Genomic DNA, 21,900 nt, shown 5'->3' with positions numbered 1-21,900 from the left:
GTGATGGACGAGAAGACGTGGCCGGGGAAGGCCGGTCAGCCCGTGGTGCGGGGGTCGGCGACCTTGCAGTCAGGCCAGGTCAGCGTCGCCGAGCCCCAGGTGAGGCCGCCCCCGAAGGCGGTGAGCAGGGCCCGGCTGCCGGGCGAGATGCCGTTGTCGAAGGAGGCGTCCACCATGGCCAGGGGCACGGAGGCGGATGCGGTGTTGCCGGCGGTGCGGATATTGCCGTGGCAGCGCTCGGCCGGGACGCCAGGGAGTCGAGGATGCGCTGATTGGCCTGATGGCTGACGAACGCGCCCAGCGAATCGGTCGTCCACCCGGTGCGGGAGAGCACCGACTCACAGGAGGCGGCCATCCGCCGGACCGCGTGCGCGAACGTCGCCCGTCCGTCCATCCGGACCGTGTGCTGCTCGCGAGGCAGTTGACGGCCGGGGTCGGGAAGCCGGGAACCGCCGGCGCTGATGCGGACAAGGTGCGCGTTCTCGCCGTCGCTGCCCAGCTCCACGGCGGCCAGCGCGCCCGGCCCGTCCGCCCGGCCACGGCGCAGCAGGGCCGCCCTCGCGCCGTCACCGAAGATGACGGCCGTGTCGCGGTCCTGCGGATCGAGCACGGAGGAGACCGTGTCCGCCCCGATGACCAGGACCTTGTCCGCCTGGTCCGACAGGATCGCGGCACGCGCCATGGCCAGAGCGTAGAGGAACCCCGAGCAGACCGCGTTGAGGACGAAGGCCGGAATGCCGCCCAGGCCCGGGCTTGAGGCGATCCACGGGGCGTCGGCCGGGCAGGGCTGGTCCGGGGTGAAGGTGACCATGATCAGGAGATCGGCGGAGGTTTCCTGGGCCGAGACGAGAGCGGCCTGCCCGGCCGCCGGGGCGAGTTCGCCGGTGCCGGTGCCGGTACCCGGCGCGGCCCGGTGGAGCCGATGGATGCCGGTGCGGGTGCGGATCCACTCCTCGGTGGTGGCCAACCCCTCGGCGATATCGGCGTTCGCGATCACACCGCCGGGCAGATGACCTCCGGACCCGGCGAGGACTGCTGCGTCCACGGTCTTCCCCTCGTCATGGTGCGAAGGCGCTGTCGGCGGGCTCTGGGCGATGCTTCGCGGGCCCCGGCCGGGGCGGTCGTCCCAGGTGGACCGGATCGCTGTCTCCGGTCGGGCGCGGAGAGGGCAGGATTCGAACCTGCGTGGACTGCGAAGAGTCCGACCTCGGCAGTGCTTTGGTCCCCGATCAGCCGCTCCGGGCACCTCTCCTGGCTTTTCAGCCCCGGTTTTGCGGGCCTTGTTTCTTTCGCTGTGACAATGATGCGGGTACCCGCTGACCGGCCGCTGACGTCTTGCTGAGGCGCTTTCAGCGGCCGGGCGGGGGCACGTCGGTGATGGTGCCGGGGGAGGTGCCGTGGTGGCGGGCGCTGGTGGCGATGGCGTCGGGGACGAGGGTGGGCAGCGAGATGGGCCAGGAGGGGGTGGTGGGCCGCGGGCTGGCGCAGGACGGTGCGGGGGGTGACGTTGACGTCAGGCGGCGGCTGGAGCGGGTGGTGAACAGGGGGCCGGGGATGGCGTCGAGGCGGTGGGGGAGGAAGGCGTCGATGGCGAGGACGAACAGCGGGGGCAGGGTCATCAGGCGGGTGCCGCCGCCCTTCTGCCAGATCTTGGCGACGGTGTCGCTGCCGTAGGGGCCGAGGCCGTCGGTGTCGAGGCGGATGATGGATGCCGGCGAGCATGGCGTAAATGAGCGTCCGCTTGCGGGTGGTGACGGGGCGGTAGGGGCCATCGGCGGCCTGCATCAGGGCGGTCATCTCGGTGGCCTGGAGGACGGGCAGGCCGGGCTGGTCGCGTATGTCGGGGCGCAGGCGCCGGTCGAAGGGGTTGTGGAGGACGAGGCCCTCGCCGTGTGCCCAGATGCAGAAGGTGTGCAGGGCGTTGAAGTACCGGCTGGTGGAACGGACGGCGCCGCAGTGGTGGTTGAGCCAGGCGAGGGCGTGGGTGTGGTCGGCGCGCCAGGGGCTGATGCCGTGGCCGGCGAGCCGTCGGGCCGGTTGGTGGCGGCGCGCCGTGGTCCGAGCGCGTCGATCTCGTCGATGAAGATGAGGATGATCGATGGGGGCATGCGGGCTTCGCCGACCAGGTCGCGCACCTAAGAGACACCGACGCCGACGAACATCTCCACGAACGACGAACCGGCCACGGACAGGAACGGCATGTGAGCGCGCGGCACGGCGGTCACTCGCATCTTCCTCGAGCCCGGCTCGGTGCCTTGATCCGGAGCCGTGGGGGACCGGTCCGGTCCTGTGCCCCCTCCTTGCAGGAGCCCAGCAGGCGTGTCGGCACGTGCACTGGACGGCACCTGAAACGCCAAAGGGTCACCCCGGCGAGAAGAATCGCTCCTGAGCCGGCCCTTCTCGCTGTGCCTGCGGCGGGATCTGAACACCCGCGTGAGGAGGGAAGTCGAATCCTCGGCGGGCGGTGACTGGTTCTGCTCAGTAGTGCTGTTTCGCCTGATCAGCGCCACGTGGCTTCACCGGTCCGGATCAGGCGTTGGGCCCACCGGCCCTATACCTGGGAACTGTGGCCCAGGTCGACTGAGGTCTCACTGATCCATCCTGGTAGCGCTGGAGCAATCAGCCGAGGGAAGTGATCGGCATGATGTGGTACGGCGACGGATGGGGCTGGGGCGGCTGGATCATCATGACAGTGTTCATGGTGCTGTTCTGGGCCGTCCTGATCGTTGGCCTCGTCGCACTCGTCCGCTACCTCGCCGGTGCCCGTCATCAGCAGCCGGGCTCGCCCCCACCGCCTGGCGCTGGCGACTGGCAGGAGCGACGGGCCGAGAGCCTCCTCGCCGAGCGATTTGCGCGCGGGGAGATCGACGAGGACGACTACAAACGCCGGCTCGCGCTGCTTCGGGAGCACCGATGAACCCGCATAGCCGCCGAGAGGTTTGGGCGGCGATCGCCATCGCCGCGGCGGCCCTGGTGCTGGGTCTCGCCACGACAAGTCTGATGGCTGCGTCCGGCGCCTTTCACATGGCGGGACCGGCGCCCTGGCGAGCGCAGGGCGCCCGATGCGCCGCGCCGGCCGCGACAGGCAGTGCGGTCGACGTGACCGTGTGGGACACGGGACGCATGATGCGGGGCCCGAACTGGCCCACGCCGAACAACGGCCACCCAGGTTGGTACGGCATGAGCATGATGCGCCTGGTAGCCCACCCCTCGACCGTTCCGGCAGGAAAGGTCACAGTGCGCGTCATCAACGCGGGGGCCCTCACACACGAGGCGATCGTGTTGCCGCTGCCGGCGGGGCAGGCCGCAGGACAACGTGCCATCGGCTCCGACGGCCGGGTATCGGAAGTCGGCAGCCTCGGCGAGGCGTCCCGCACCTGTGGCAGTGGCGCTGGAGACGGCATCGCCTCTGGTGCGGTTGCCTGGACCACGGTCACGCTGCGACCGGGTCGCTACGAACTGCTGTGCAATGTCCCGGGTCACTACGCGGCTGGGATGTACGCGGAACTGGACGTCGCTCGGTGAGTGGCCTTTACCAGCGGTAGGGGTCTGCCGTAGAGGGTTCCCGATCGTCGCCGGATTCAGCGGGAAGTCGCTATCCGGGTCCGGTCGAGAGCAGGGCGGTGCGGGCCCGTAACGGCGGCCCAAGCGGCGGCTTTTTACTGCCCGGCGACACCTTGCTGGTGCCAGCCGGGTCGTCGTGCGCTCCGCCGCGTCGCTCTCCCCGGAGTGCGCAACCATCGCCTTCGGGCTGCGGCGGGCCAAGCGGAAGTACGGCTGGACCGTTACGGGTACGCCCCGGTGGTCCTGCTCCGACCGTTCATGCCGGTCGTGCACGCCGTCCTCGATCCGGTGGCCGGAGCACTCGGCGTGCCGGTGCGCACCTTGACTCTCTGGCAGGTGGCCAGCGGCCTGGCATGGTCAGGAGCAGCGCAGCAGGATCATGAAGCCGTAGTCCATGTGGAGCTGCTGGTGGCAGTGGAACAGGGACAGTCCCGGCTGGTCGGCGGTGAAGTCAAGGGCAACGGTCTGGTAGCCGCCGAGCATGACGACGTCCTTGCGCAGGCCGCGGGTGGGGGTGCCGGCGATGTGGGTGACCTCGAAGGTGTGGCGGTGCAGGTGGAGCGGGTGGATGTCGTCGGAGGCGTTGCGCAGCCGCATCCGGTACCGCCTGCCGCGCTCGACGTCCAGCACCGGCCTGTCGGTGTCCAGGGAGAAGGGGACGCCGTTGAGGGGCCAGATGTTGAATCCCTTCTCGGCGGCGTTGCGCTTCTCCACCAGCAGGTCGATCGTGTGGTCGGGCCGCTGATTCGTGGAGCCGGCGTCGGCGAAAGCGCGGTAGTCCCAAGTGAATGAGGGTGGCGCGTTCCATCGAGGAGTGCCGCTGCGGCCGGCGTACTCCACGACCGTGCCCATGCCGGCGTTCCGGTCGTCGTCCGACGTGTCTCCGAGCACCCAGACACCCGGGTGGTTCATTTCCACGACGGCCGAGACGCGTTCGGCGGTGCCGATCCACAGCACTGGTACGTCGGCCTGGCGGGGTACCGGGTTGCCGTCGAGCGCGACGACCTTGAAGGTGTGGCCGGGCAGGGCGAGGCTGCGGATCTCGGTGGCGCTGGCGTTGAGGACGTGCAACAGCACGCGCTGTCCGATCCTGACCCTGACCGGAGGGCCGTGCCCGAGTTTGCGGCCGTTGACGGCGAAGGCGCGGTAGCCGACCTCGTACCCGCGCGGCATGCCCCGAGCCAGGGAGTCGGCCATGGCCTGCTCGCCCCTCCGTCGCAAGCCCGGCACCGGGGAGCCGGCCAGGAAGGTCTGCGGGATGTCCCCGCCATGGCTGAGGGAGGGCTCGAACTCCTTCAGCGTCAGGAACACTTCCTGATCGTAGGAGCCGGGGTTGGCCTTCGGCTCGATGTAGACCGGGCCGGCCTGTCCGGAGTACGTGCCGCGGGTCAGGTCGCCGAGTGCGGCCACATGAGTGTGGTAGAAGCGGAAACCGGCCGGCCCGGGGGTGAACGACAGGCGCCGCATCCCGTGCGCGGGGATGTACGGGGTGCCCTCCTCGGCGGCCCCGTCCACGTCGGCCGGAACCCGCTGGCCGTGCCAGTGCAGCAGCTCGGGGGTGGCCGTGTCGTTGTGCACGTCGACCACGACCGGGCGGCCTTCGGTGAACCGCAGCAGCGGACCCGGGAACTGGCCGTTGTACGTCGTGGTCGACACGACGGTGCCCGGCGCGAGCTCGACACGTCCGGTCGCGATCCGCAGCGTGTAGTCCGCCTTATCCGGAGGAACGCCAGCACTCGTCGCTGCCCGCGAGTAGCGGTCGGCGACCCCGCCGGTACCGACTCCGGCCAGCGCGGACACGCCACACAGTCTGAGGACGTCGCGACGAGAGATGGCCACGGCTGCGCTCCCTTCTCCGCGTCCCGCCCTGACTCATTCGGACCGGACAGGGGTTCCCATGTGCAGCGTGGCCCTGCCAGTGGTGCCGGAGCTCCCGCTGCCGCCGGCCTCCGGCCGCCGCCGTGCTGCGCATCGATGTCGCCCGGCGCGGACGGTCAGAGGTGACCTGCCACGAAGTCGGCCACGTGGAAGCCGAGTTGTCGGCCCGCGCGGTTGTCGATTGAGGTGTGCTGGCCGGACCAGGTCCGGCTGAGCCACGCTTCGGTGGCTGCCTCCTGAAAGCTGGCATAGGTTCGGGTGGTGCCTCGCGATGTCACCGCGAGATGATGCCGCGCGCCGTAGAACCCGGTGAGCGTGGTTGCCGCCGCTTGGCTGAGGGCGGCGTGGGCGCTGGGATACGACGGGTCCGGGGCGGTCGTCACCAAGGGGGTCCAGTGGGGATCGCCGACGATGTGCGGGTTGTAGTGCGTAGCGGCGAGTCGGATGGCGGTGACGGGCCGCCATACGTGGTAGGCGTACTTGGCGTCGTACATCGCGATCGTGGTGTCGGCGAGGGACAGGTCGAGCCGGGCGAAGACCTTCACCGCCCGGTCCAGGCTCGCGATCTGGGAAGTGACGAGGTTCTGCGCGATCTGATTCCAGACGTTCCAGACGGGCGCCGCCGCCCAGAACTTCGCGGCTGCCGTCTGATCGGGGGTGCGGGTGCTACTGGTCTTGCTCCCCAGGTTCTTGACCTCGTTCAGGGCGGTGGCGTATTCGGCGCTGCTCACGGCCGGTGGCGGCGCCGGGCGGAACTGGCGTCCGCTCGTCAGCACGAACGGCTTGACCGACCCCCAGTTGGGGAACACCGGTGTCGGGAAGTCCGGAGGGGTGGGCCGGTAGTCACCGGCCTTGTCGCCGGGGCGGAAGCGAGGCGACTTCGCCGAGGACCCGTCGTGGGACCGCAGGCTGATCAGCCGGCGGGCGACCGTGGCTCCCACCGTCATGCCCGCCTGCTTGTCCGGGCCGTCCGGAATCGCGGACAACTGGCTGCTCAGCCGCTGGTCCACGCCTGCGCGTTCGGCCGGGTACAGGGCGACCAGCACATCGTGGGCTGCCTGCTCCGCCGCGGCATCGGGACGAGCGCCTCGCGGCGCCGGCACCGAGAACTTGTAGGCGGGGCCGGACCGGGTGATCGACACCACCGCGTCGTACTCGGCAGCCTGAAGGAGCGCGAAGCTGCGCGTGGGCTGGACGGTGGCCGGCTGCGCCTTCGGATCGCCCAGGATGGTGATGAGCTCGCGGTTCCATTCCACGACCGAGGTCCCTGACCTCGTGGCCGCGGAGGCCGGGGCCGGCGAGCGAGCGGCGCCGAACCCGAAAGCGGGGCTGATGAGTCCGGCTGCCAGCGCGATTCCGGCCAGCATGACGAGTGTCTTTTGCCTTCCACCCATGCTCTGCTGCTCCTTGTCGCCGGCGGCAGGTCGTGGCGACCGTTGCCGTACACGTCACCCATCTGGGTCACGGCCGACCACCTGGTCAGCGGACACCACGTATCGAACGGTGAGTCCCCAGCGCACGTCACAAAGAAGCACTCCGCGCATCCGCTCCGGGGCGGGACGGGGGTTGCGAAGCCGGGTCTCGTCCGGTTGATACCTGGGCTGGACCGGTCGTTGCAGAATCACGACCGGACTCACCGGGACACCGGCCATTAAGGCGGCACACGTCACCCACACCGACTTTTTGGAGGGCTGAACGGGCGCGCATAATTCTGCAACCCGATCACCTGCTCACGTCATCAAGGTCGATCGCCAGCTACAGCCTGCCGGGACCCGATCCGTGCCGCAACTCAGGCATCGCGGTCACAGACCCGGGTCGCATATGGCGGTAGCGCACGCGGAACTGCAGTAACACCGGCCGGGGACTGGAAGCGGAAAGCCGGCAGGTACATGCAGCGCTGCCACCGTCAGCAAGAGCAGACAGGTCAAGCACCATGCCCGGCCGACTCGTGTCCGGTTCGTGACCGTCCCCGGGAGCGAGGACAACTCCGATCGGATCTTCGGAGGTTGAAGAGCACGACGCGCGCGACCTGCTGTTCATCCCCGACAGGTATCGTCTCGCGGTCCCGGATGTCGACAGATGGTGGTGTGTGGAGTGGGTCTGGCGTCGCAGGGCGGTGGAGCCGCTGTGCTGGAGCGGAGGCTGGGCGCTTTCGATGCCGTCGTCATCGGGCTTGGCTCGATGATTGGTGCGGGGGTCTTCGCCGCCCTGGCGCCGGCCGCGCGGGCGGCGGGCTCGGGACTGCTCGTGGGGCTGGCCGTCGCCGCCGTGGTGGCGTACTGCAACGCCACCTCCTCGGCCCGGCTGGCGGCACGCTATCCGCAGTCCGGGGGGACGTACGTGTACGGCCGTGAGCGGCTGGGCGAGTTCTGGGGCTACCTCGCCGGTTGGGGCTTCGTGGTCGGCAAGACCGCCTCGTGCGCGGCGATGGCACTCACCGTGGGGTCGTACGTGTGGCCGGCCCAGGCGCACGCCGTCGCCGTGGCTGCGGTGGTGGCGCTGACCGCCGTCAACTACGTGGGTGTGCAGAAGGCCGCGTGGCTGACGCGGGCGATCGTCGCCGTGGTCCTGGCCGTGCTGGCAGCCGTGGTGGTGGCCTGCCTGACCTCCACTGATGCTCAGGCCGTTCGGCTGGACATCGGGTCGGACGCCTCCGTCACCGGCGTGTTGCAGGCGGCCGGGCTTCTGTTCTTCGCCTTCGCCGGGTACGCGCGGATCGCGACCCTGGGCGAAGAGGTGAAGCACCCGGCCCGCACGATTCCCCGGGCCATTCCACTGGCCCTGGGGATCACGCTGATCGTGTACGCGGCGGTCGCCGCGTCCGTGCTGGCCGTCCTCGGCCCGGACGGGCTGGCACGGGAGAGCGCGCCGCTGGCCGAGGCAGTACGGCAGGCTGGGGTGCCGGGGCTGGTCCCGGTGGTTCGGGTCGGGGCGGCGGTGGCGGCACTCGGGTCGTTGCTCGCGCTGATCCTGGGCGTCTCGCGGACCACGCTGGCCATGTCCCGGGACCGTCACCTGCCTCATGCTCTGTCCGCCGTGCATCCACGGTTCAAGGTGCCCTATCGAGCGGAGCTGCTGGTGGGCGCCGTGGTGGTGATCCTGGCCGCCACCACGGACGTGCGCGGCGCGATCGGCTTCTCGTCGTTCGGCGTGCTTGCCTACTACGCCGTGGCGAACGCCTCCGCCTGGACCCTGACTCAGGAGGAGAACCGGCCGCCGCGCATCATCCCTGCGGTCGGGCTGGCCGGCTGCCTGGTCCTGGCCTTCACTCTGCCCGCGACGTCGGTGGCGTGGGGAGCGGCGGTGCTCGCCCTCGGAGTGGCGGCCTACGGCGTGCGTCGGCGCCTCACGGCACGACAGGCGTCGTGACGCCCCGCTCATGAATGCTGCGCGAGGAGTCCCGCCCTTCGCTGACCCAACGGTACGGCGTGTCTCGCTCCCGTGGCCGTCGGATCAGCGGGGTACAGAGAGCCGGGAGGCGTGCCGGGTGATGCGCCTGGCGGCGAACTCCGTCCCTGCCACGAACCGCATCATCGGGCCGAACACCGGGGCGGCGAGCGAACCGGTGAAATACAGGCCCGGCACCGACGACTCGAGCGATGCGGACAGCTGGGGTGCCTTCGAGCCACGGACGCAGGTCAGGGTGGCGAGCACCGCGGGCGACAGGAACGGGACCGCGTCCAGGTCGAGGCGGTAGCCAGTGGCCGCGAGCACGTGATCCACGGTGAGCGTCGTCTGCGCCCCGCCCTGCCCGGCGAGTTCCAGGTGTGCTCCGGGCCCCTCCGCTTCCGCGTGGGTGACGCGGGTGGATGTACGGACCGGCATGATGTTCTCGACCCGGTCCCGCAGCCACCATCCGCCCGACGGCCCCAGCGCGCGGCGGAAGAGCAGCATGCGCGCGGCCGCAGGAAACCTGCGTACTCCTCCCGGGGTTTTGCAGACGGCGGCCAGGACCCATCCCGTACCCAGGGGCGAAGCCGGCCTGGCCACCCGCTGTGTCCAGGGCCGGGCCAGACCCGGCTTCGTCCCCCACAGCACGCGCGGTTCCCGTACCAGCACCTGTACCTCGGCGCCAGCCTCGTGCAGCAACGCGGCGCTCTCCAGGGCGGACTGGCCACCGCCGACCACGGCGACGCGCTGACCGGCATAAGGAGACAGGTCGGTGTGGTGGCTGGTGTGCGAGACCAGGGCAGCCGGACCAGGTCCCTCGGGGGCGAGATCCCGCAGTGCCTCGGGGATCTCGGCGAGCCCGTTCAGGCCGGTCGCCACCACGACGGCGGCGGCCGACAGTTCCTGTCCGTCATCCAGCCGGACGAGGAACCACCCTCCACCTGCCGGGGCCCGTTCGACGGTCACGACCCGGCCCGGGTCCACCTCGCCGACGTACCGCTTCTGGAACCACATCCCGTACCGCACGAACACGTCGCACGGGATCGGCGTCAGCTCGGTCAGCTCCGGCTCAGCGTGCATCCGGCGGAAGTCCGCGAGGCGCCCACCGGGCTCCGGCGCGGAGAGGTCGGTCGCGTCCGCGCATCGCCCTGCTGATCCCCGACACCGCCTTCACCAAGGCAGCGCGTACTTCGGGATGGCACGCCGCCGCACCGCCGCCGCGCCCTTCCCCCCTCCGCCGCTCAGTGTGACGTATAGGCCGGTATCGGTCGACGATATCGACCACATTGACCCAGAGGGGGCGATTGACAGAATCGCGCTCCTTCACCATGCACAGCATCAGCGCGAGTTCGGACTTGCCTGCCCCGCACGGCAGGTAGGCGCAGGTTGTCTTCACGGGAGGAGTCACACGTGATGCTGGAGGCGCATGGCCAGGCCGGGCACTGGTTGACGGCAAGGCGGACGCCGTGCGCCTGCCACGGGGCCTAGCGACTTCGGGAATGAAGCCGGAGTTCCGGGCACAGGTGGCGGATTGTGATCCACGACCGTGCCTAGTAGATGCGGAGAGCGGCGCGACCACTCACCCGTGCAGCCGTGGTGTCCAGATCCTGAGCCAGGCGATCACCTGGAGATCGGAATGTCGGACCTCGAGACACCGGTGGGCAGGGGAGCCGGTGCCGGCCGATTGTGGCGAGGAAGCCGGCAGGAGAGCTCCGTGCGTGGATCAGGGTTTCGGCGAGGCAACTTCTTCCATTGGTGCTCCACGCGGATTTCGTCGTTCCCGGCTAGGGCGGCGAACCGCGCACGGAATGGCGGTGACAGCGGACTGGATGTCTCCGACGGAGTGCTGTGCGCTCCCATCTGCCACGCGATCGACCGCTGGGGCCGTCGGCACCGTATGGATGTGGTGGGTGTTCGGCGCCTGATGATCAGTGTTGCGATGTTGAGGATGCGTCTGTGATCCATCGGGTACGTCAGGGAAGAGCCCGGGGGACCGGGACTGCGGTGCCGGGTGACCGCGGCGAGGCGCGCTGTGCCGGCCCAAGTCGTCGCGTACCTTCGGCATCCGAACCCTCACGCTGCCTGGCGGGAGTGATGGCCGATGTCCGGGCGGCAGGAGCCCGAAGCGGCGGGCGGTGCTCGGTGGGCGGGGGGACGCCCCGCGCGACCAGGCCCGCTGTGGTGGTCGGTGGCCGTTGTCCTCGCGGCGGCGGTGGTCCTCGTCGCAGTCCTGCGGCGGCGTGAACTGGCGCAGGCCTACCACCTCATCGTGGGAGTACACCCGCTGCCGATGGCGGGCGCCGTGGTGTGCCAGGTGCTGTCGATCGTGTGTTTCGCCGCCATGTACCGCTGGCTGCTCGGGGCGGGCGGGACCCGCTGGAGCCTGCGGCGCACGACGGCGATCGTGGTGGCCGCCAACGCCGTGGCGGGTGCCTTGCCCGGAGGGGCGGCGTTCTCGGCCGCCTGGGTCTTCCGGCAACTGCGCCGCAGGGGCGTGGAGCAGGTACTCGCGGCCGCCGTGCTGGTGGTGGCCGGTGCGCTGGCGGTACTGGGTCTGGCCGTCCTGCTCGTCGCCGGCGTGGTGGCGGCGGGACCGGCGGGGCTGCGGACCGTTCTGCTTCCCGCGGCCGGTGCGCTGCTGGTCCTGGGGATCGCCTTGGCCGTCGTCGGGGCATCCCGCTTCTCGGGCTTCCGTCACGCGGCGGGACGAGCCTGGACGAGTGCCGGGACGCGCTCACGCCGCATCCAGCAAGGTCAGAAGGCACTCGCCCGGCTGGTCGCACAGGCCCGCGGTCTGCAACCCGGCCTGCGACCCTGGCTTCGACCGTTCGCGTTCGCGCTGCTGAACTGGGTCTTCGACGTCGCTTGTCTGGCTGCCAGCCTGTGGGCGCTCGGCATCGGTGTGCCCTGGCACAGCCTGCTGCTCGCCTACGTCCTCACCCAGATCCCCGGCAGCCTGCGCCTGACCCCGGGCAGCCTCGGCATCGTGGAGACGAGCCTGTCCGCACTGCTCGTGCTGTACGGTCTCCGGCCCGGCCCGGCGATCGCCGCGACGCTCCTGTACCGCGCCGTCAGCTATTGGGCCCTGCAACCCGTCGGTTGGGCGTGCTGGCTCGCGATCACCCTCCATACCGGTACGTCGGGCTCCCCGCCACGCCACTCGGAACGACGCGGCAGCCCCGGCCCGTAGCCACCGGAGAACGAACTGCGAGTGGAGATCCAAATGGTGGCCGACCCAGCGACCGCCGCAGCGTCAGTCCTTCGGCAGAAGGAGCGTGCACGTCTCCCCTGGGGCGATGGTCACCGCGCGGTCAGCCAGCACTACGCGGATCGGCGATTCCTCCGAGTCGGGTACGGCGATCTCCAGCTGCCCGCTCCGGCGCCGCATGGCGATGCCCCAATGACCGCGATAGTGCAGTGTGAAGCCGTATTCGGAGAGCGCCGGAAGTGGGACCGGGTCCAGCCAGAGGGCGTCCTCGCGGGTCTCCAGTCCGGTCAGGCCGCGCTGGATCAGGTCGAGGGTTCCGGCCATGGCGCCGAGGTGGATGCCTTCGCCCGTGGTGCCGCCCTGGATGTCGGCGATGTCTGCCTCCAGGGCTTCGTGGACGTACTGCCATGCGTCGGCACGTCTGGCTCTTGCGAGGACCAGGCCGTGGACGAGTTCGCTGAGCGTCGAGCCGTGGCTGGTGCGCTGGAGGTAGTAGTCGACGGTGCTGCGCCAGATCTCGTCGTCCAGGTGGTAACCGAGACGCCGGAACAGACCACGCAGTTCTGTGGGCGAGAACAGGTAGCCGAGCATGAGGACATCGGCCTGTTTGGACGCCTTGTAGCGGTTGACCGTGTCACCCTCGGCCTCGAGAACGCGGTCCAGCCGCCGGATGGTGCCGTAGCGGGCGCGGTAGGCGTCCCAGTCGAGTTCGGCGAGGTCGTCGTAGCCCTCGAACTGGCTGATGACGCCTTGGTGGAAGGGCACCCGCAGGCGTCTGGAGACCTCTTCCCACTCCGGCAGCGCGTCGGTGTTCAGCCGGATCCGTTGGAACAATTCCTCGCGTCGCCATGCGGGAAGGCGCCGCACGAGCTCCAGAGCGCGGGTGAGGACCCAGGTGGCCATGACGTTGGTGTACGCGTTGTCGTCCAGCCCGGGCCTCGTCGCGCCGGGATAGCTGTCGTGGTACTCGTCGGGGCCGACGACACTGCGGATTCGGTAGCGGCGTGTGCCACGGTCGAAGACCGCCAGGTCCCCCCAGAAGCGGGCGATCTGCAGTAGCATCTCCGCGCCTTTGGTGTGCAGGTACTCCGTGTCACCGGTGGCCTCGCAGTACTGCCAGACGTTGTAGGCGATCGCCGAACCCACGTGGTGCTCGAGGCGCGAGTGGTCCGGCAGCCAGCGGCCCGAGGCCGGGTTGAGATGCCATTCCTGGGACTCCTCACGCCCGTTGCTGCCGCTCTGCCACGGATACATCGCCCCGTCCCTGCCGGCCGCGCGCGCCGCCGCGCAGGCCCGGGGGAGGCGTCGGTGGCGGTAGTTCAGCAGCGCCCGGGACACCTCCGGAAGGTGCAGGTTGAGATAGGGGAGGACGAAGAGCTCGTCCCAGAACACATGACCCCGGTACGCCTCGCCGTGCAGACCCCGGGCCGGGACGCCTGCATCCAGCTCCGCCGTGTGCGGTGACAGCGTCTGCAGGACGTGGAAGAGATGGAAGCGCAGGATGCGGCCGGCCTCTCCGGGCACCTGCACGTCCGTGCGTCGCCACAGCCGCTCCCAGGCCGCGGCATGGGAGTCGAGCAAGGCCGGAAAGTCCGCCGCCACGGACACCCGCTCGGCGGCCTCGCCGAGGGGATCGCTGATCGCTGTGTCCCGCGAGGTGTGCAGTGCCACCGTCTTGTCCACGGTGACGGGCCTGCCGTGAGTGATCGGGACGACCAGACGGTGGACCGCGCGGTGGCGGGCGGACCGAAGCACTGATGAGACCGGAGCTTCGTCCGCGCGGACCGTCGTCCGGGCGGCCAGGGCGACGGTGATGTCCGATGTGCTGGTGCGGCAGCACAACCAGGTGGTGTGGGGTTCCTGCGCACCGGTTCGCACGTGGTTCATGTGGTGGCGGTCGAGTGCGCGGTAGCGGTGCACATTGCCGTTGATCACGTCACCGTCGAGAGAGCTTTCGATCTCGATCTGCCCGGTCCAGTCCTCGGCCGTGAGTACCGTCCGCAGTGCGGCCAGGTGCGGGTCCTCCATGTGCACCAGGCGGGTCTGCTCGACGCTGAGCACACCGAGCCCGTCGTTCCGCTGGCGGGAGGACCGTGCGAGTGTGCCTCGGCGCAGATCCAGGGTGTGCCGGTGGTCCAGGAGGGTGTGCGTGCCGGGGGAGAACCACGGGCTCCACGTCCCGTCCGTGCGGCGCGCCCGGAACCGGAGAAAGAGCCAGTTGGGGAGGTTGACCACGTCTTCGTTCACGACCTGCCGCCCCGCCACGGTCGACTCCAGGCGGTTGTAGCACCCCGCTGCGTAGGTGCCTGGATAGTGCACCAGGCCGGCCCGGCGTTCCGGCAGTGCGCCACGTGTGGCGAAGTAGCCGTTGCCCAGTGTGCAGAGGGACTCACGCAGTTGCTCGGCGGCAGGGTCGTAGCCCGTCCACTCCCAAGTCCACTCCGACATCCGCCACCCTTCCCTCTCCTTCGCAGGCTGTGCGGGCCCAGGTGCCTGCGGCGGGCCTCAGACCGGCTGAGGGACGACGGCGACCGGGCAGTCCGAGTGGTGCAGCAGGGTGTGACCGACCCGGCCGAGTTGCAGACCGAAGTGGCCGTGCCGGCGCTGAGCGCCGACGACGATCAGGTCCGCTTCGGCCGATTCCTGCAGGAGGACCTTGTGGGCGGTGCCCTCGACCGGCTTGCGACGGACATCGACCTGAGGGTGCTCTCGTACCGCATCGCGCAGGGCATCTTCGAGACTGGTCGACACCCGCTCCTCGCGCAGCCTGGCGGCGTCGTCAGCGACCAGCATGTGGTCCACGGGTTCCTGTGACGGATTGCGCCAGGCCCGTACGGCTGTCAGGGCACAGCCGCGCACCTCGGCTTCCCGGACGGCGAACCGTACGGCCCCCGCACCACCGGACGCGTCACCGACCCCCACCACCACGCGGCCGTAGGCTCCCCGGCGATTGGCTTCCGCGCCCCGAATGACGACGACCGGGCAGACGGCGCGGGCCGCGACCGCGAGGCTGACGGATCCCAGCAGCATCCCTGCGATCTCGCCGCGCCCACGTGACCCCGTCACCAGGGCGAACGCCTCGGGCGCCGTCCGCAGCAGCGCGGACACGGCGTCCTCCGGCAGTGCCTTGCCGGACACCTTGACCTCGGGATTGCGTCGCCGGGCCCGTTCCACGCACGACGCGACGATGTGCTCGGCCATGACCTCCTCGGCCGGACGGTCAGTGCTGAAGGACGGTTGGGCTCCCTCGTACAGCTCCCAGAGGGAGGCATGGACGAGATGGAGGGGCAGACCGTGCCGTGCCGCCTCGTCCACGGCCCAGTCGACCGCTGCCAGACTGGAGTCCGATCCGTCGACGCCCACGACCAGTGGGAGTGCCATAGCCGTCACCGCCTTCTCGCCCGGCTGCCGAGGTCCTCCTGTGAATACCGTCGCACTGCCTGCCCGGCGCCGCGACACGCCACCGGGTCCCGGGCCAGGGTGGCTCTCCGGCCCGTTTGCGACCTGCCAGGTCATGGTGATGCTTGAGGCATCGGCCGAGCCGGGTTCCCCGGCCGCCTTTCGAGGACCGAGACATGCCCGTCACCGTTGCGCACATCGTGAGCGATGTGATGACCACACCCGCGGTCGCCGTCGGGCGCGACGCGCCGTTCAAGGAGATCGTGCGGGTCATGGACGAGCGCCACGTGAGTGCCCTGCCGGTCGTGAGCGGCGAAGGGCGGATCGTCGGCGTGGTGTCCGAGGCCGACCTGCTGCCCAAGGAGGAGTTCCGGCATCGCCGGCCCACCCGCTCCGAGCGGATCAGACTGCGGTCCGACCTGGCCAAGGCGGCAGGTGTGAGTGCTGAGGAGGTGATGAGCACGCCCGCTGTCACGGTCCGCCCCGACGACACCCTGGCCCGGGCAGCACGCCTCATGGCCGTGCACCACGTCAAACGGCTCCCCGTCGTCGATGCCGAGGACGGATTGCGCGGCATCGTCAGCCGTGGCGACTTGCTGAGGGTCTTCCTGCGGTCGGACGAGGAGATCGAGGAGGAGGTCCGCCGTACGGTGGTGTCCTACCTGTTCCCCCTGCACGCCCACGCCTTTCACGTGTCTGTACGGGACGGCGTCGTCATGCTCCGCGGGCCCGTCCACGACACCTCGCTCATCTGGGTCGCCGAGCGCCTCGTGAGCGGGCTGGAGGGCGTCGTGGGCGTCGAGACCCGACTGAGCGGCGAGGGTTCCGGATCGGACAGCCCTGCGTCCGAGCCATGACCGTCTACTGATCGGCAGGGGTGATCCGGCGGCCCGTGAGGTTGGTGGGCTCGATCGACACCCACATCTCGCGCGCGCCGCCCGCCCACGGCGTGGTGTGCGCGCGTTGGGCGAGCCTGCGTACAGCCTCGGGGTCCGTCACCACACGTGCCGGTCCGACGGCCAGCACGCTCCAGCCCTGACTCAGGGTGTCGTCCACGTGGTCGACCTCGAAGGCGACCTCCGTCTCCGCTGCCGCCGCCGTCACAGAGTCGGGCGCGGTCCGGAAGACGATGGCGTCATCGACGACTTCGTAGTTGACCGGGACGACCGCCGGGCGGCCGTCGGCCGTCGCCACCGCGACCCGCCCCACCCCGTGCGTGGAGAGCAGGGTGCGGCACTCCTGCGGGCTGAGGTCCCGAAGCTGGGGGTGGAGCAGTGCGTGGCCCTGACCGGGCGGGAGATCGATGCCTCCGCCACGCAGTGCGGCGACCGAGGTGCCCAGCGCGTCGGCCAGCCTGATGAGCGTCGCCAAGGTCGGATCGGCGGGCTTTTCCTCCAGATAGGCCAGATAGTAGGGCGACATTCGCGCGCGGCCGGCTGTCTCCTCTCGGCTCAGTCCGCTCCTTCGGCGTTCGACGGCCACCCGCCGGCCGATGTCGCCGGGATTGCCCGTCCCGGCCGGTCTGGTCACCGTGGACGCGGCCGCCGCCTCGCCGGTTGTCGGCGGCGCCTCGCCCACCCCCGGGGGCTGCTCGTGCTCGAGATGGCGTATGTGGGCGTCCGGGCCGGGAAACACGAGCGTCACATCGTCCGTGTCCGACCAGCGCACGTCGTAGGGGGGTGTTCCGTCGTCGTGGTGGAGTCCGACGATCTCGCCGTCGCGCCTGGCTACGCCGGTCGCCGGACTCTCGATGACGAGTTGGTCGCCGAGGTGAGCTCGCATGGTCGCCGCCCTCTCCTCAGAATGGTGCTGTATCCAACCTGCCACGCGGGCCGCACCGCCGCACGGGGCGGCGGCCTCGTATCCGCGCGGTGGGTGTCCCGCACCCGGGAGGCACCATGCACCACCGAACAGTCGAGGAGCTCATGTCCCGGGACGTCGTCCGGGCACGGCCCGCCACGCCGTTCAAGGAGCTCGTCAGGCTGCTGGAAGAGAACGACGTCACCGCCGTACCCGTGGTGGACGAGCTCGACCGTCCGATGGGCGTGGTGTCCGAGGCCGACCTGCTGCGCAAGAGCGCCGACCAGGCCGACCCGACCGGCAGGACCCCCATTCCGCATCTGGAGGCCTGGGAACGTGCCAAGGCGGAGGGATCCCGGGCCGAGGAACTGATGTCCGCTCCCGCGGTGTGCGCCCGGCCCGAGTGGACCGTGGTCGAGGCTGCCCGCCTCATGGAATCGCAGAATGTCAAACGCCTGCCCGTGGTCGACGATGCCGATCGGCTGCTCGGCATCGTCAGTCGTGGTGATCTGCTGCGGGTCTTCCTTCGCCGTGACGACGCCATCCGCGAGGAGATCACCGGAGACGTTCTGCGGCGCACCTTGGGGCTCGATCCGAGGGACGTGACCGCGGAGGTGCGTGATGGTCGGGTTGCCCTTGCGGGCACGGTGGAGCACAGGAGTCTGATCCCGGTCATCGAGCAGTTGTGCCGCGGCGTCGACGGCGTGGTCTCGGTCACCGCGCAGATCGCGTTCCGGACGGATGACGCTCGGGACACCGGGGCCCCGTGAAGCGACTGGGATTCACAGGGCTTGTCCGGCGGTCTGACGGGTGCCGGGCCGTGGGGCGGACATGCCCTGGATGTCGCGTTCGGCGGTCTCCAGCAGCTGATGAGCCAGATCGACCAGCGCCCTGCCTGCCGCCAGCTTGTCGCCGATCTCCGGCACGTTCGTGTCCGCCGGATGGCAGTGCGCGGTTCCGTGGCCGGTGAGCGCCGTGGTGCCGGTGTCCAGCACCAAGTGGGCCTTCGTCGTTCCGTCGTCGTCCTCGAAGAGGTCGAGACGTACCTTCCACTGTCCTGTGTGCGACATCGTTCGCTCGTTGCCTCCGCGTCTCCACGATCCGACGACGGCCGTCGTAGATCACGGGGCCGAAGGTCCCGGTCTACCGGCGACCGTCCCTGGAAGCCAGTCCTGCGGCCGTCACATCTGGGGTACGACGGCCACGGGACACGGTGCGTGATGCAGCAGCGCGTGGTTGATCAGGCCGAGTTGCAGCCCGGGATGTCCAAGTCGCCGCCGAGCTCCCACGACCAGCAGATCTGCGGTCGACGCGGCCTCCAACAGCGCCTGGCGCGCCGGTTTCTCGATCAAGCGCCGGCTCACCGTGGCGTCGCCGTACCTTTCCACAGGCTGGCGCAGAGCGTCGTCGAGCACCTGCGCCGGCGGACGCCGGTGGGCCTCCAACTGCCATGAGGGTGCCTGTGGTGTCGTACACGCACCGGACGGTGCACTCCAGGCGTGCACGGCCTCGAGTCGGCAGCGCCGCACCTGAGCCTCGCGCACCGCGAAGTCCACGGCTGTGCCGCTGCCCTCCCCGTCCTCGACGCCCACGACGACGCTTCCGAAGCGGGCAGCGCGGTGTTCCGAACTGCCGCGGACCACGACCACCGGGCAGTCGGCGCGTGCGGCCACGGCGAGGCTGACCGAACCGAGGAGCATGCCGGGAAGATCTCCGAGTCCCCTGTTGCCCAGTACCAGCGCGAAGGCATTCCGCCCCTTGCCGACCAGGGCGGAAGCCGCCTCCTCGTGCGACACCTCGCTGGACAGCCGCACCGCCGGAGCACCCTCCCTGGCGCGCGCGGAGGCGGCGCTGATCACGACGGACGCCTCCTGCTCACCGGCCGCCGCGTGCAGCAGATGCAGCGGGATCCCGTGCCGGGCCGCCTCGTCGGCGGCCCAGTCCACGGCCTCGAGGCCCGCCTCGGATCCGTCGACACCCACCACAAGGGGAATCGTCACCGCGTTTGTCTCCTCTCCCTCCTGCCGCACGCCCCGCTTTCGCGCCCGCCCCCGGGGTCCACATGCGCCGTGGCGAGGAGCGGGAGATCCTCGAAGGAGAGAAACGTGCCGCTCCCGGTATGCAGGCGATGTCCGGACCGTCCACGCGATCGGACTCGTTCGCCGTCCCCTCCAGCCTCTTACGAGACGGAGACCGCCGCCATGCAACCCGTCATCACTGTGGGCCTCGACGGCTCGCCTGAGAGTCTGGCCGCCGCCCGCTGGGCCGCCGAAGAGGCCGGGAGGCGAAAGCTCGCTCTCCGGCTGCTGCACGCGTGGCCGACGCTTGCCCCGGAACCGGCTCGTCTCCCGGCGGAAGTCGATCAGAACTATTGGGCGAAGCGTCTCGTCGACACAGCGCAGGCGGAACTCCGGACCCGGCACCCGGACCTGGCCATCGAAAAGACCCTGGTCGCCGACGATGCCCAGCACGCCCTGCTCCAAGCGGCCTCCGAGTCGGAGATGGTCGTCCTGGGCTCCCGAGGACTCGAGTCCGTCGAGAGCTACTTCCTGGGGGACGTCAGCATGCCCGTCGTGGCACGGGCCGAACGGCCCGTGGTGCTGGTGCGCGCCGAACCCCGGGACGAGAGGAGACCGGCCACGGCCGCGAGCCGTGTCGTTGTGGCACTGAAACTGCACGGATCGCCGGACGACCTACTGGATTTCGTCTTTCATACCGCTGCGGCCAGAGACGTTCCCGTCCTCGCCGTCCACGGCCGCAGCGTGCCGCTTCGCGCACGTACGCCCTGGGGAGTGGACCACGGCTTCAGCGAGGAGACGACCCGGGTCGCGCACGAGCAGGTGAGCAAAGCGCTGCAGCAGTGGCGGGAGAAGTACCCGCAGGTGGACGTGGACGACAGCATCCGTCTCGAAAGCCCCGCCAAGGCCGTCGTGCACGCAGCGGAGGGCGCCTCACTGCTGGTCGTGGGCCGCCGCCGGCACCGTGCCGGCCTGGCGCCCCACCTCGGTCCGGTGGCGCAGGCCGCCGTCCATCATGGACGCTGCCCGGTCGCCGTGGTTCCTGATGACTGAGCCCGGTCTCCGCGAGCCGCGTGCCGACGTGTCCGCTCTGCGGTCGAGTGTCCCGAACGACGGGGAGCCGCTGTCGCGCGCTGCGGTCTGCGAGACCCACACCGCGACGCTGTTCTTCGTCGGTGACCGAGCATACAAGCTCAAGAAGCCGGTCGATCTGGGGTTCCTGGACTACACCACGGTCGCTGCGCGCCGAGCTGGGTGCGAGAGGGAAATAGCCCTCAACCGCCGGTTCGCCCCCGACGTCTACGTGGGGCTCGGTGAGTTCCGCAGTCCCGATGGGCAGTCACCTGAACCACTCGTGGTGATGCGTCGCATGCCGGAGGAGCGCCGCCTCTCCCATCTCGTCAGGGCGGGGGCTGCCGTGGACGACGTCCTTCGCACCGTCGCCCGGCAACTGGCGGCATGGCACGCGCACGCACCCCGTGGCCGCGACGTGGACGAGCAGGGCACGCGGGACGCGCTGTCGGCACGGTGGGAGGCGAGCTTCGCGCAGGTCCAGGCACTGGCCGCGGACGGCGCCGTGCCCGACTGCCTGACGGAGATCGAGGGGCTGGTGCGCCGCTACCTCGCCGGTCGCAAGCGGCTGTTCGACACCCGCATCGAGCAGGGACGGGTCGTCGACGGCCACGGCGACCTGCTCGCCGAGGACGTCTTCTGCCTCGACGACGGCCCCCGCGTCCTGGACTGCCTGGAGTTCGACGACCGCCTCCGCTATGTCGACGGCCTGGACGACGCCGCCTTCCTCGCCATGGACCTGGAACAGCTCGGAGCCCCGGAGGCCGCGGCGTACTTCCTCGCCCGGTACGGCGAATACTCCGGGGATCCCGCGCCCCCGTCCCTGTGGCACCACTACGTCGCCTACCGCGCCTTCGTCCGCGCCAAGGTCTCGGTGATCCAGGCCCGGCAGGGCGCGCCCGGCGCCGAAGCGGCGTCGCGGCGGCTCGCCTCCATGGCACTGCGCCACCTGCGCACCTCCGCCGTCGGCCTCACCCTCGTCGGCGGACTGCCGGGCAGCGGGAAGTCCACCCTCTCCGGAGCCCTGGCCGACCGGCTGGGGGTCACCCTGCTCAGTAGTGACCGCATGCGCAAGGAGCTGGCGGGCATCCCGGCGGAGCAGTCCGCAGCGGCGGGCTACGGCGAAGGGCTGTACACGCCCGAGTGGACGGCCAGGACCTACGCCGCCCTGCTCGAGCGCGCAGCCGCACTGCTGTCCTCCGGTGAATCGGTGGTGCTCGACGCCACCTGGTCCGACGCCGCACAGCGCGAAGCCGCTCTGCGCCTGGCCGATCGAACCAGCGCCGAGCTGGTGGCCCTCCACTGTCAGGTGCCGGGCGAACTGTCTGCGGCCCGCCTCAGCACGCGCGCCCCCGGCATCTCCGACGCCGGCCCGGACATCGCCACCGCCATGGCTGCCAAGGAGCCGCCGTGGCCCGAAGCCGTCCCGGTCGACACCAGTGGAGCGCTGGAATCCGCCGTCGCTCGGGCACTGGCGGCCGTACGCCCGTGGGGCAGCGGTCAGGCACCGGTCTTCCGCCGCCCGTACATGGAGCCGGACTGAGGCGCTGCGAGTGGCCGTGTTGCCCGGGT

The 21,900-nt window shown here is 70.3% G+C and carries 18 protein-coding genes, 1 tRNA gene and 1 pseudogene; 8 read left to right on the top strand and 12 right to left on the bottom strand.

The features are described from left to right. Nucleotides 1–35: 35 nt before the first annotated feature. The 4 genes and pseudogenes from BIV23_RS52545 to BIV23_RS49855 form a co-directional block, all read right to left on the bottom strand. Nucleotides 36–317: a 3-oxoacyl-[acyl-carrier-protein] synthase III C-terminal domain-containing protein gene (locus tag BIV23_RS52545; RefSeq protein ID WP_245790800.1), complete on the bottom strand. Its 282-nt coding sequence runs from the start codon at nucleotides 315–317 to the stop codon at nucleotides 36–38. Between the two features lie 227 nt (nucleotides 318–544). Then, a pseudogene (locus tag BIV23_RS52540) lies at nucleotides 545–682 on the bottom strand (3-oxoacyl-ACP synthase); the annotation flags it as partial. A 478-nt stretch (nucleotides 683–1,160) separates the two neighbouring features. Then, a tRNA-OTHER gene (locus BIV23_RS50750) sits at nucleotides 1,161–1,252 on the bottom strand. 97 nt (nucleotides 1,253–1,349) lie between these two features. Then, nucleotides 1,350–1,772, bottom strand: coding sequence for a hypothetical protein (locus BIV23_RS49855; RefSeq protein ID WP_143079170.1), 423 nt, complete (start codon nucleotides 1,770–1,772; stop codon nucleotides 1,350–1,352). 869 nt (nucleotides 1,773–2,641) lie between these two features. On the opposite strand from BIV23_RS49855, the gene BIV23_RS34815 reads away from it, so the two are divergent. Further along, the gene (locus BIV23_RS34815; RefSeq protein WP_071385013.1) at nucleotides 2,642–2,917 is read left to right on the top strand and encodes an SHOCT domain-containing protein; all 276 of its coding nucleotides are present in this window, start codon (nucleotides 2,642–2,644) and stop codon (nucleotides 2,915–2,917) included. Further along, complete coding sequence (locus BIV23_RS34810; protein ID WP_071384981.1) at nucleotides 2,914–3,525, top strand: sulfocyanin-like copper-binding protein; 612 nt, start codon at nucleotides 2,914–2,916, stop codon at nucleotides 3,523–3,525. The genes BIV23_RS34815 and BIV23_RS34810 overlap by 4 nt, the downstream gene beginning before the upstream one ends. A 396-nt stretch (nucleotides 3,526–3,921) precedes the next feature. Here the strand turns inward: BIV23_RS34810 and BIV23_RS34805 are convergent, their stop codons facing one another. Next, nucleotides 3,922–5,403 (bottom strand): multicopper oxidase family protein, encoded by a 1,482-nt coding sequence (locus BIV23_RS34805; protein WP_071384980.1) that lies wholly within the window; start codon nucleotides 5,401–5,403, stop codon nucleotides 3,922–3,924. 155 nt (nucleotides 5,404–5,558) lie between these two features. Further along, a complete protein-coding gene (locus BIV23_RS34800; protein WP_079173600.1) occupies nucleotides 5,559–6,836 on the bottom strand; it encodes a vanadium-dependent haloperoxidase in 1,278 nt (425 codons plus the stop codon). A 685-nt stretch (nucleotides 6,837–7,521) separates the two neighbouring features. Between BIV23_RS34800 and BIV23_RS34795 the strand changes: the two genes are divergently transcribed. Next, nucleotides 7,522–8,811 carry an APC family permease gene (locus BIV23_RS34795; protein ID WP_071384978.1) on the top strand — a complete coding sequence of 430 codons (1,290 nt, stop codon included), beginning with the start codon at nucleotides 7,522–7,524 and terminating at the stop codon, nucleotides 8,809–8,811. Nucleotides 8,812–8,895: 84 nt separating this feature from the next. Here the strand turns inward: BIV23_RS34795 and BIV23_RS34790 are convergent, their stop codons facing one another. Then, entirely contained in the window at nucleotides 8,896–9,912 is a 1,017-nt protein-coding gene (locus tag BIV23_RS34790) for an FAD-dependent oxidoreductase (protein WP_079173599.1), read from the bottom strand. 1,108 nt (nucleotides 9,913–11,020) lie between these two features. On the opposite strand from BIV23_RS34790, the gene BIV23_RS34785 reads away from it, so the two are divergent. Then, nucleotides 11,021–12,022, top strand: a complete 1,002-nt coding sequence (locus tag BIV23_RS34785; RefSeq protein WP_071384977.1) for a lysylphosphatidylglycerol synthase transmembrane domain-containing protein — start codon at nucleotides 11,021–11,023, stop codon at nucleotides 12,020–12,022. A gap of 63 nt (nucleotides 12,023–12,085) precedes the next feature. Here the strand turns inward: BIV23_RS34785 and BIV23_RS34780 are convergent, their stop codons facing one another. Then, nucleotides 12,086–14,488 (bottom strand): glycoside hydrolase family 65 protein, encoded by a 2,403-nt coding sequence (locus BIV23_RS34780; protein WP_071384976.1) that lies wholly within the window; start codon nucleotides 14,486–14,488, stop codon nucleotides 12,086–12,088. A 57-nt stretch (nucleotides 14,489–14,545) separates the two neighbouring features. Beyond that, nucleotides 14,546–15,421: a universal stress protein gene (locus BIV23_RS34775; protein WP_071384975.1), complete on the bottom strand. Its 876-nt coding sequence runs from the start codon at nucleotides 15,419–15,421 to the stop codon at nucleotides 14,546–14,548. A 194-nt stretch (nucleotides 15,422–15,615) separates the two neighbouring features. Here BIV23_RS34775 and BIV23_RS34770 point away from each other — a divergent pair, with 194 nt between their 5' ends. After that, complete coding sequence (locus BIV23_RS34770; RefSeq protein ID WP_245790795.1) at nucleotides 15,616–16,296, top strand: CBS domain-containing protein; 681 nt, start codon at nucleotides 15,616–15,618, stop codon at nucleotides 16,294–16,296. A 4-nt stretch (nucleotides 16,297–16,300) separates the two neighbouring features. Here the strand turns inward: BIV23_RS34770 and BIV23_RS34765 are convergent, their stop codons facing one another. Beyond that, nucleotides 16,301–17,221, bottom strand: coding sequence for a pyridoxamine 5'-phosphate oxidase family protein (locus BIV23_RS34765; protein ID WP_071384974.1), 921 nt, complete (start codon nucleotides 17,219–17,221; stop codon nucleotides 16,301–16,303). A gap of 116 nt (nucleotides 17,222–17,337) precedes the next feature. Between BIV23_RS34765 and BIV23_RS34760 the strand changes: the two genes are divergently transcribed. Continuing rightward, nucleotides 17,338–18,009 carry a CBS domain-containing protein gene (locus BIV23_RS34760; protein ID WP_071384973.1) on the top strand — a complete coding sequence of 224 codons (672 nt, stop codon included), beginning with the start codon at nucleotides 17,338–17,340 and terminating at the stop codon, nucleotides 18,007–18,009. A gap of 12 nt (nucleotides 18,010–18,021) precedes the next feature. Here the strand turns inward: BIV23_RS34760 and BIV23_RS34755 are convergent, their stop codons facing one another. Beyond that, nucleotides 18,022–18,309: a DUF1876 domain-containing protein gene (locus BIV23_RS34755; protein ID WP_071384972.1), complete on the bottom strand. Its 288-nt coding sequence runs from the start codon at nucleotides 18,307–18,309 to the stop codon at nucleotides 18,022–18,024. 111 nt (nucleotides 18,310–18,420) lie between these two features. Then, nucleotides 18,421–19,239 carry a universal stress protein gene (locus BIV23_RS34750; RefSeq protein ID WP_071384971.1) on the bottom strand — a complete coding sequence of 273 codons (819 nt, stop codon included), beginning with the start codon at nucleotides 19,237–19,239 and terminating at the stop codon, nucleotides 18,421–18,423. A gap of 201 nt (nucleotides 19,240–19,440) precedes the next feature. Here BIV23_RS34750 and BIV23_RS34745 point away from each other — a divergent pair, with 201 nt between their 5' ends. Together BIV23_RS34745 and BIV23_RS34740 are read left to right on the top strand one after the other, a co-directional pair. Then, a complete protein-coding gene (locus tag BIV23_RS34745) occupies nucleotides 19,441–20,310 on the top strand; it encodes a universal stress protein (RefSeq protein WP_071384970.1) in 870 nt (289 codons plus the stop codon). Further along, the gene (locus BIV23_RS34740) at nucleotides 20,303–21,871 is read left to right on the top strand and encodes a bifunctional aminoglycoside phosphotransferase/ATP-binding protein (RefSeq protein ID WP_079173597.1); all 1,569 of its coding nucleotides are present in this window, start codon (nucleotides 20,303–20,305) and stop codon (nucleotides 21,869–21,871) included. The genes BIV23_RS34745 and BIV23_RS34740 overlap by 8 nt, the downstream gene beginning before the upstream one ends. The last annotated feature ends 29 nt before the right edge of the window (nucleotides 21,872–21,900 follow it).

The sequence above is a fragment of the Streptomyces monashensis genome, assembly GCF_001866665.1.
Lineage (GTDB): Bacteria > Actinomycetota > Actinomycetes > Streptomycetales > Streptomycetaceae > Streptomyces > Streptomyces monashensis.
This window is presented reverse-complemented; position numbering and strand designations above follow the sequence as displayed.

Bases quoted from the DNA above. Each gene is read 5' to 3' on its own strand.
- BIV23_RS49855 (WP_143079170.1), bottom strand. From the start codon at position 1,772: ATGGCCCCTACCGCCCCGTCACCACCCGCAAGCGGACGCTCATTTACG.
- BIV23_RS34815 (WP_071385013.1), top strand. From the start codon at position 2,642: ATGATGTGGTACGGCGACGGATGGGGCTGGGGCGGCTGGATCATCATG.
- BIV23_RS34810 (WP_071384981.1), top strand. From the start codon at position 2,914: ATGAACCCGCATAGCCGCCGAGAGGTTTGGGCGGCGATCGCCATCGCC.
- BIV23_RS34800 (WP_079173600.1), bottom strand. From the start codon at position 6,836: ATGGGTGGAAGGCAAAAGACACTCGTCATGCTGGCCGGAATCGCGCTG.
- BIV23_RS34795 (WP_071384978.1), top strand. From the start codon at position 7,522: ATGGTGGTGTGTGGAGTGGGTCTGGCGTCGCAGGGCGGTGGAGCCGCT.
- BIV23_RS34790 (WP_079173599.1), bottom strand. From the start codon at position 9,912: ATGCACGCTGAGCCGGAGCTGACCGAGCTGACGCCGATCCCGTGCGAC.
- BIV23_RS34780 (WP_071384976.1), bottom strand. From the start codon at position 14,488: ATGTCGGAGTGGACTTGGGAGTGGACGGGCTACGACCCTGCCGCCGAG.
- BIV23_RS34775 (WP_071384975.1), bottom strand. From the start codon at position 15,421: ATGGCACTCCCACTGGTCGTGGGCGTCGACGGATCGGACTCCAGTCTG.
- BIV23_RS34770 (WP_245790795.1), top strand. From the start codon at position 15,616: ATGCCCGTCACCGTTGCGCACATCGTGAGCGATGTGATGACCACACCC.
- BIV23_RS34765 (WP_071384974.1), bottom strand. From the start codon at position 17,221: ATGCGAGCTCACCTCGGCGACCAACTCGTCATCGAGAGTCCGGCGACC.
- BIV23_RS34760 (WP_071384973.1), top strand. From the start codon at position 17,338: ATGCACCACCGAACAGTCGAGGAGCTCATGTCCCGGGACGTCGTCCGG.
- BIV23_RS34755 (WP_071384972.1), bottom strand. From the start codon at position 18,309: ATGTCGCACACAGGACAGTGGAAGGTACGTCTCGACCTCTTCGAGGAC.
- BIV23_RS34745 (WP_071384970.1), top strand. From the start codon at position 19,441: ATGCAACCCGTCATCACTGTGGGCCTCGACGGCTCGCCTGAGAGTCTG.
- BIV23_RS34740 (WP_079173597.1), top strand. From the start codon at position 20,303: ATGACTGAGCCCGGTCTCCGCGAGCCGCGTGCCGACGTGTCCGCTCTG.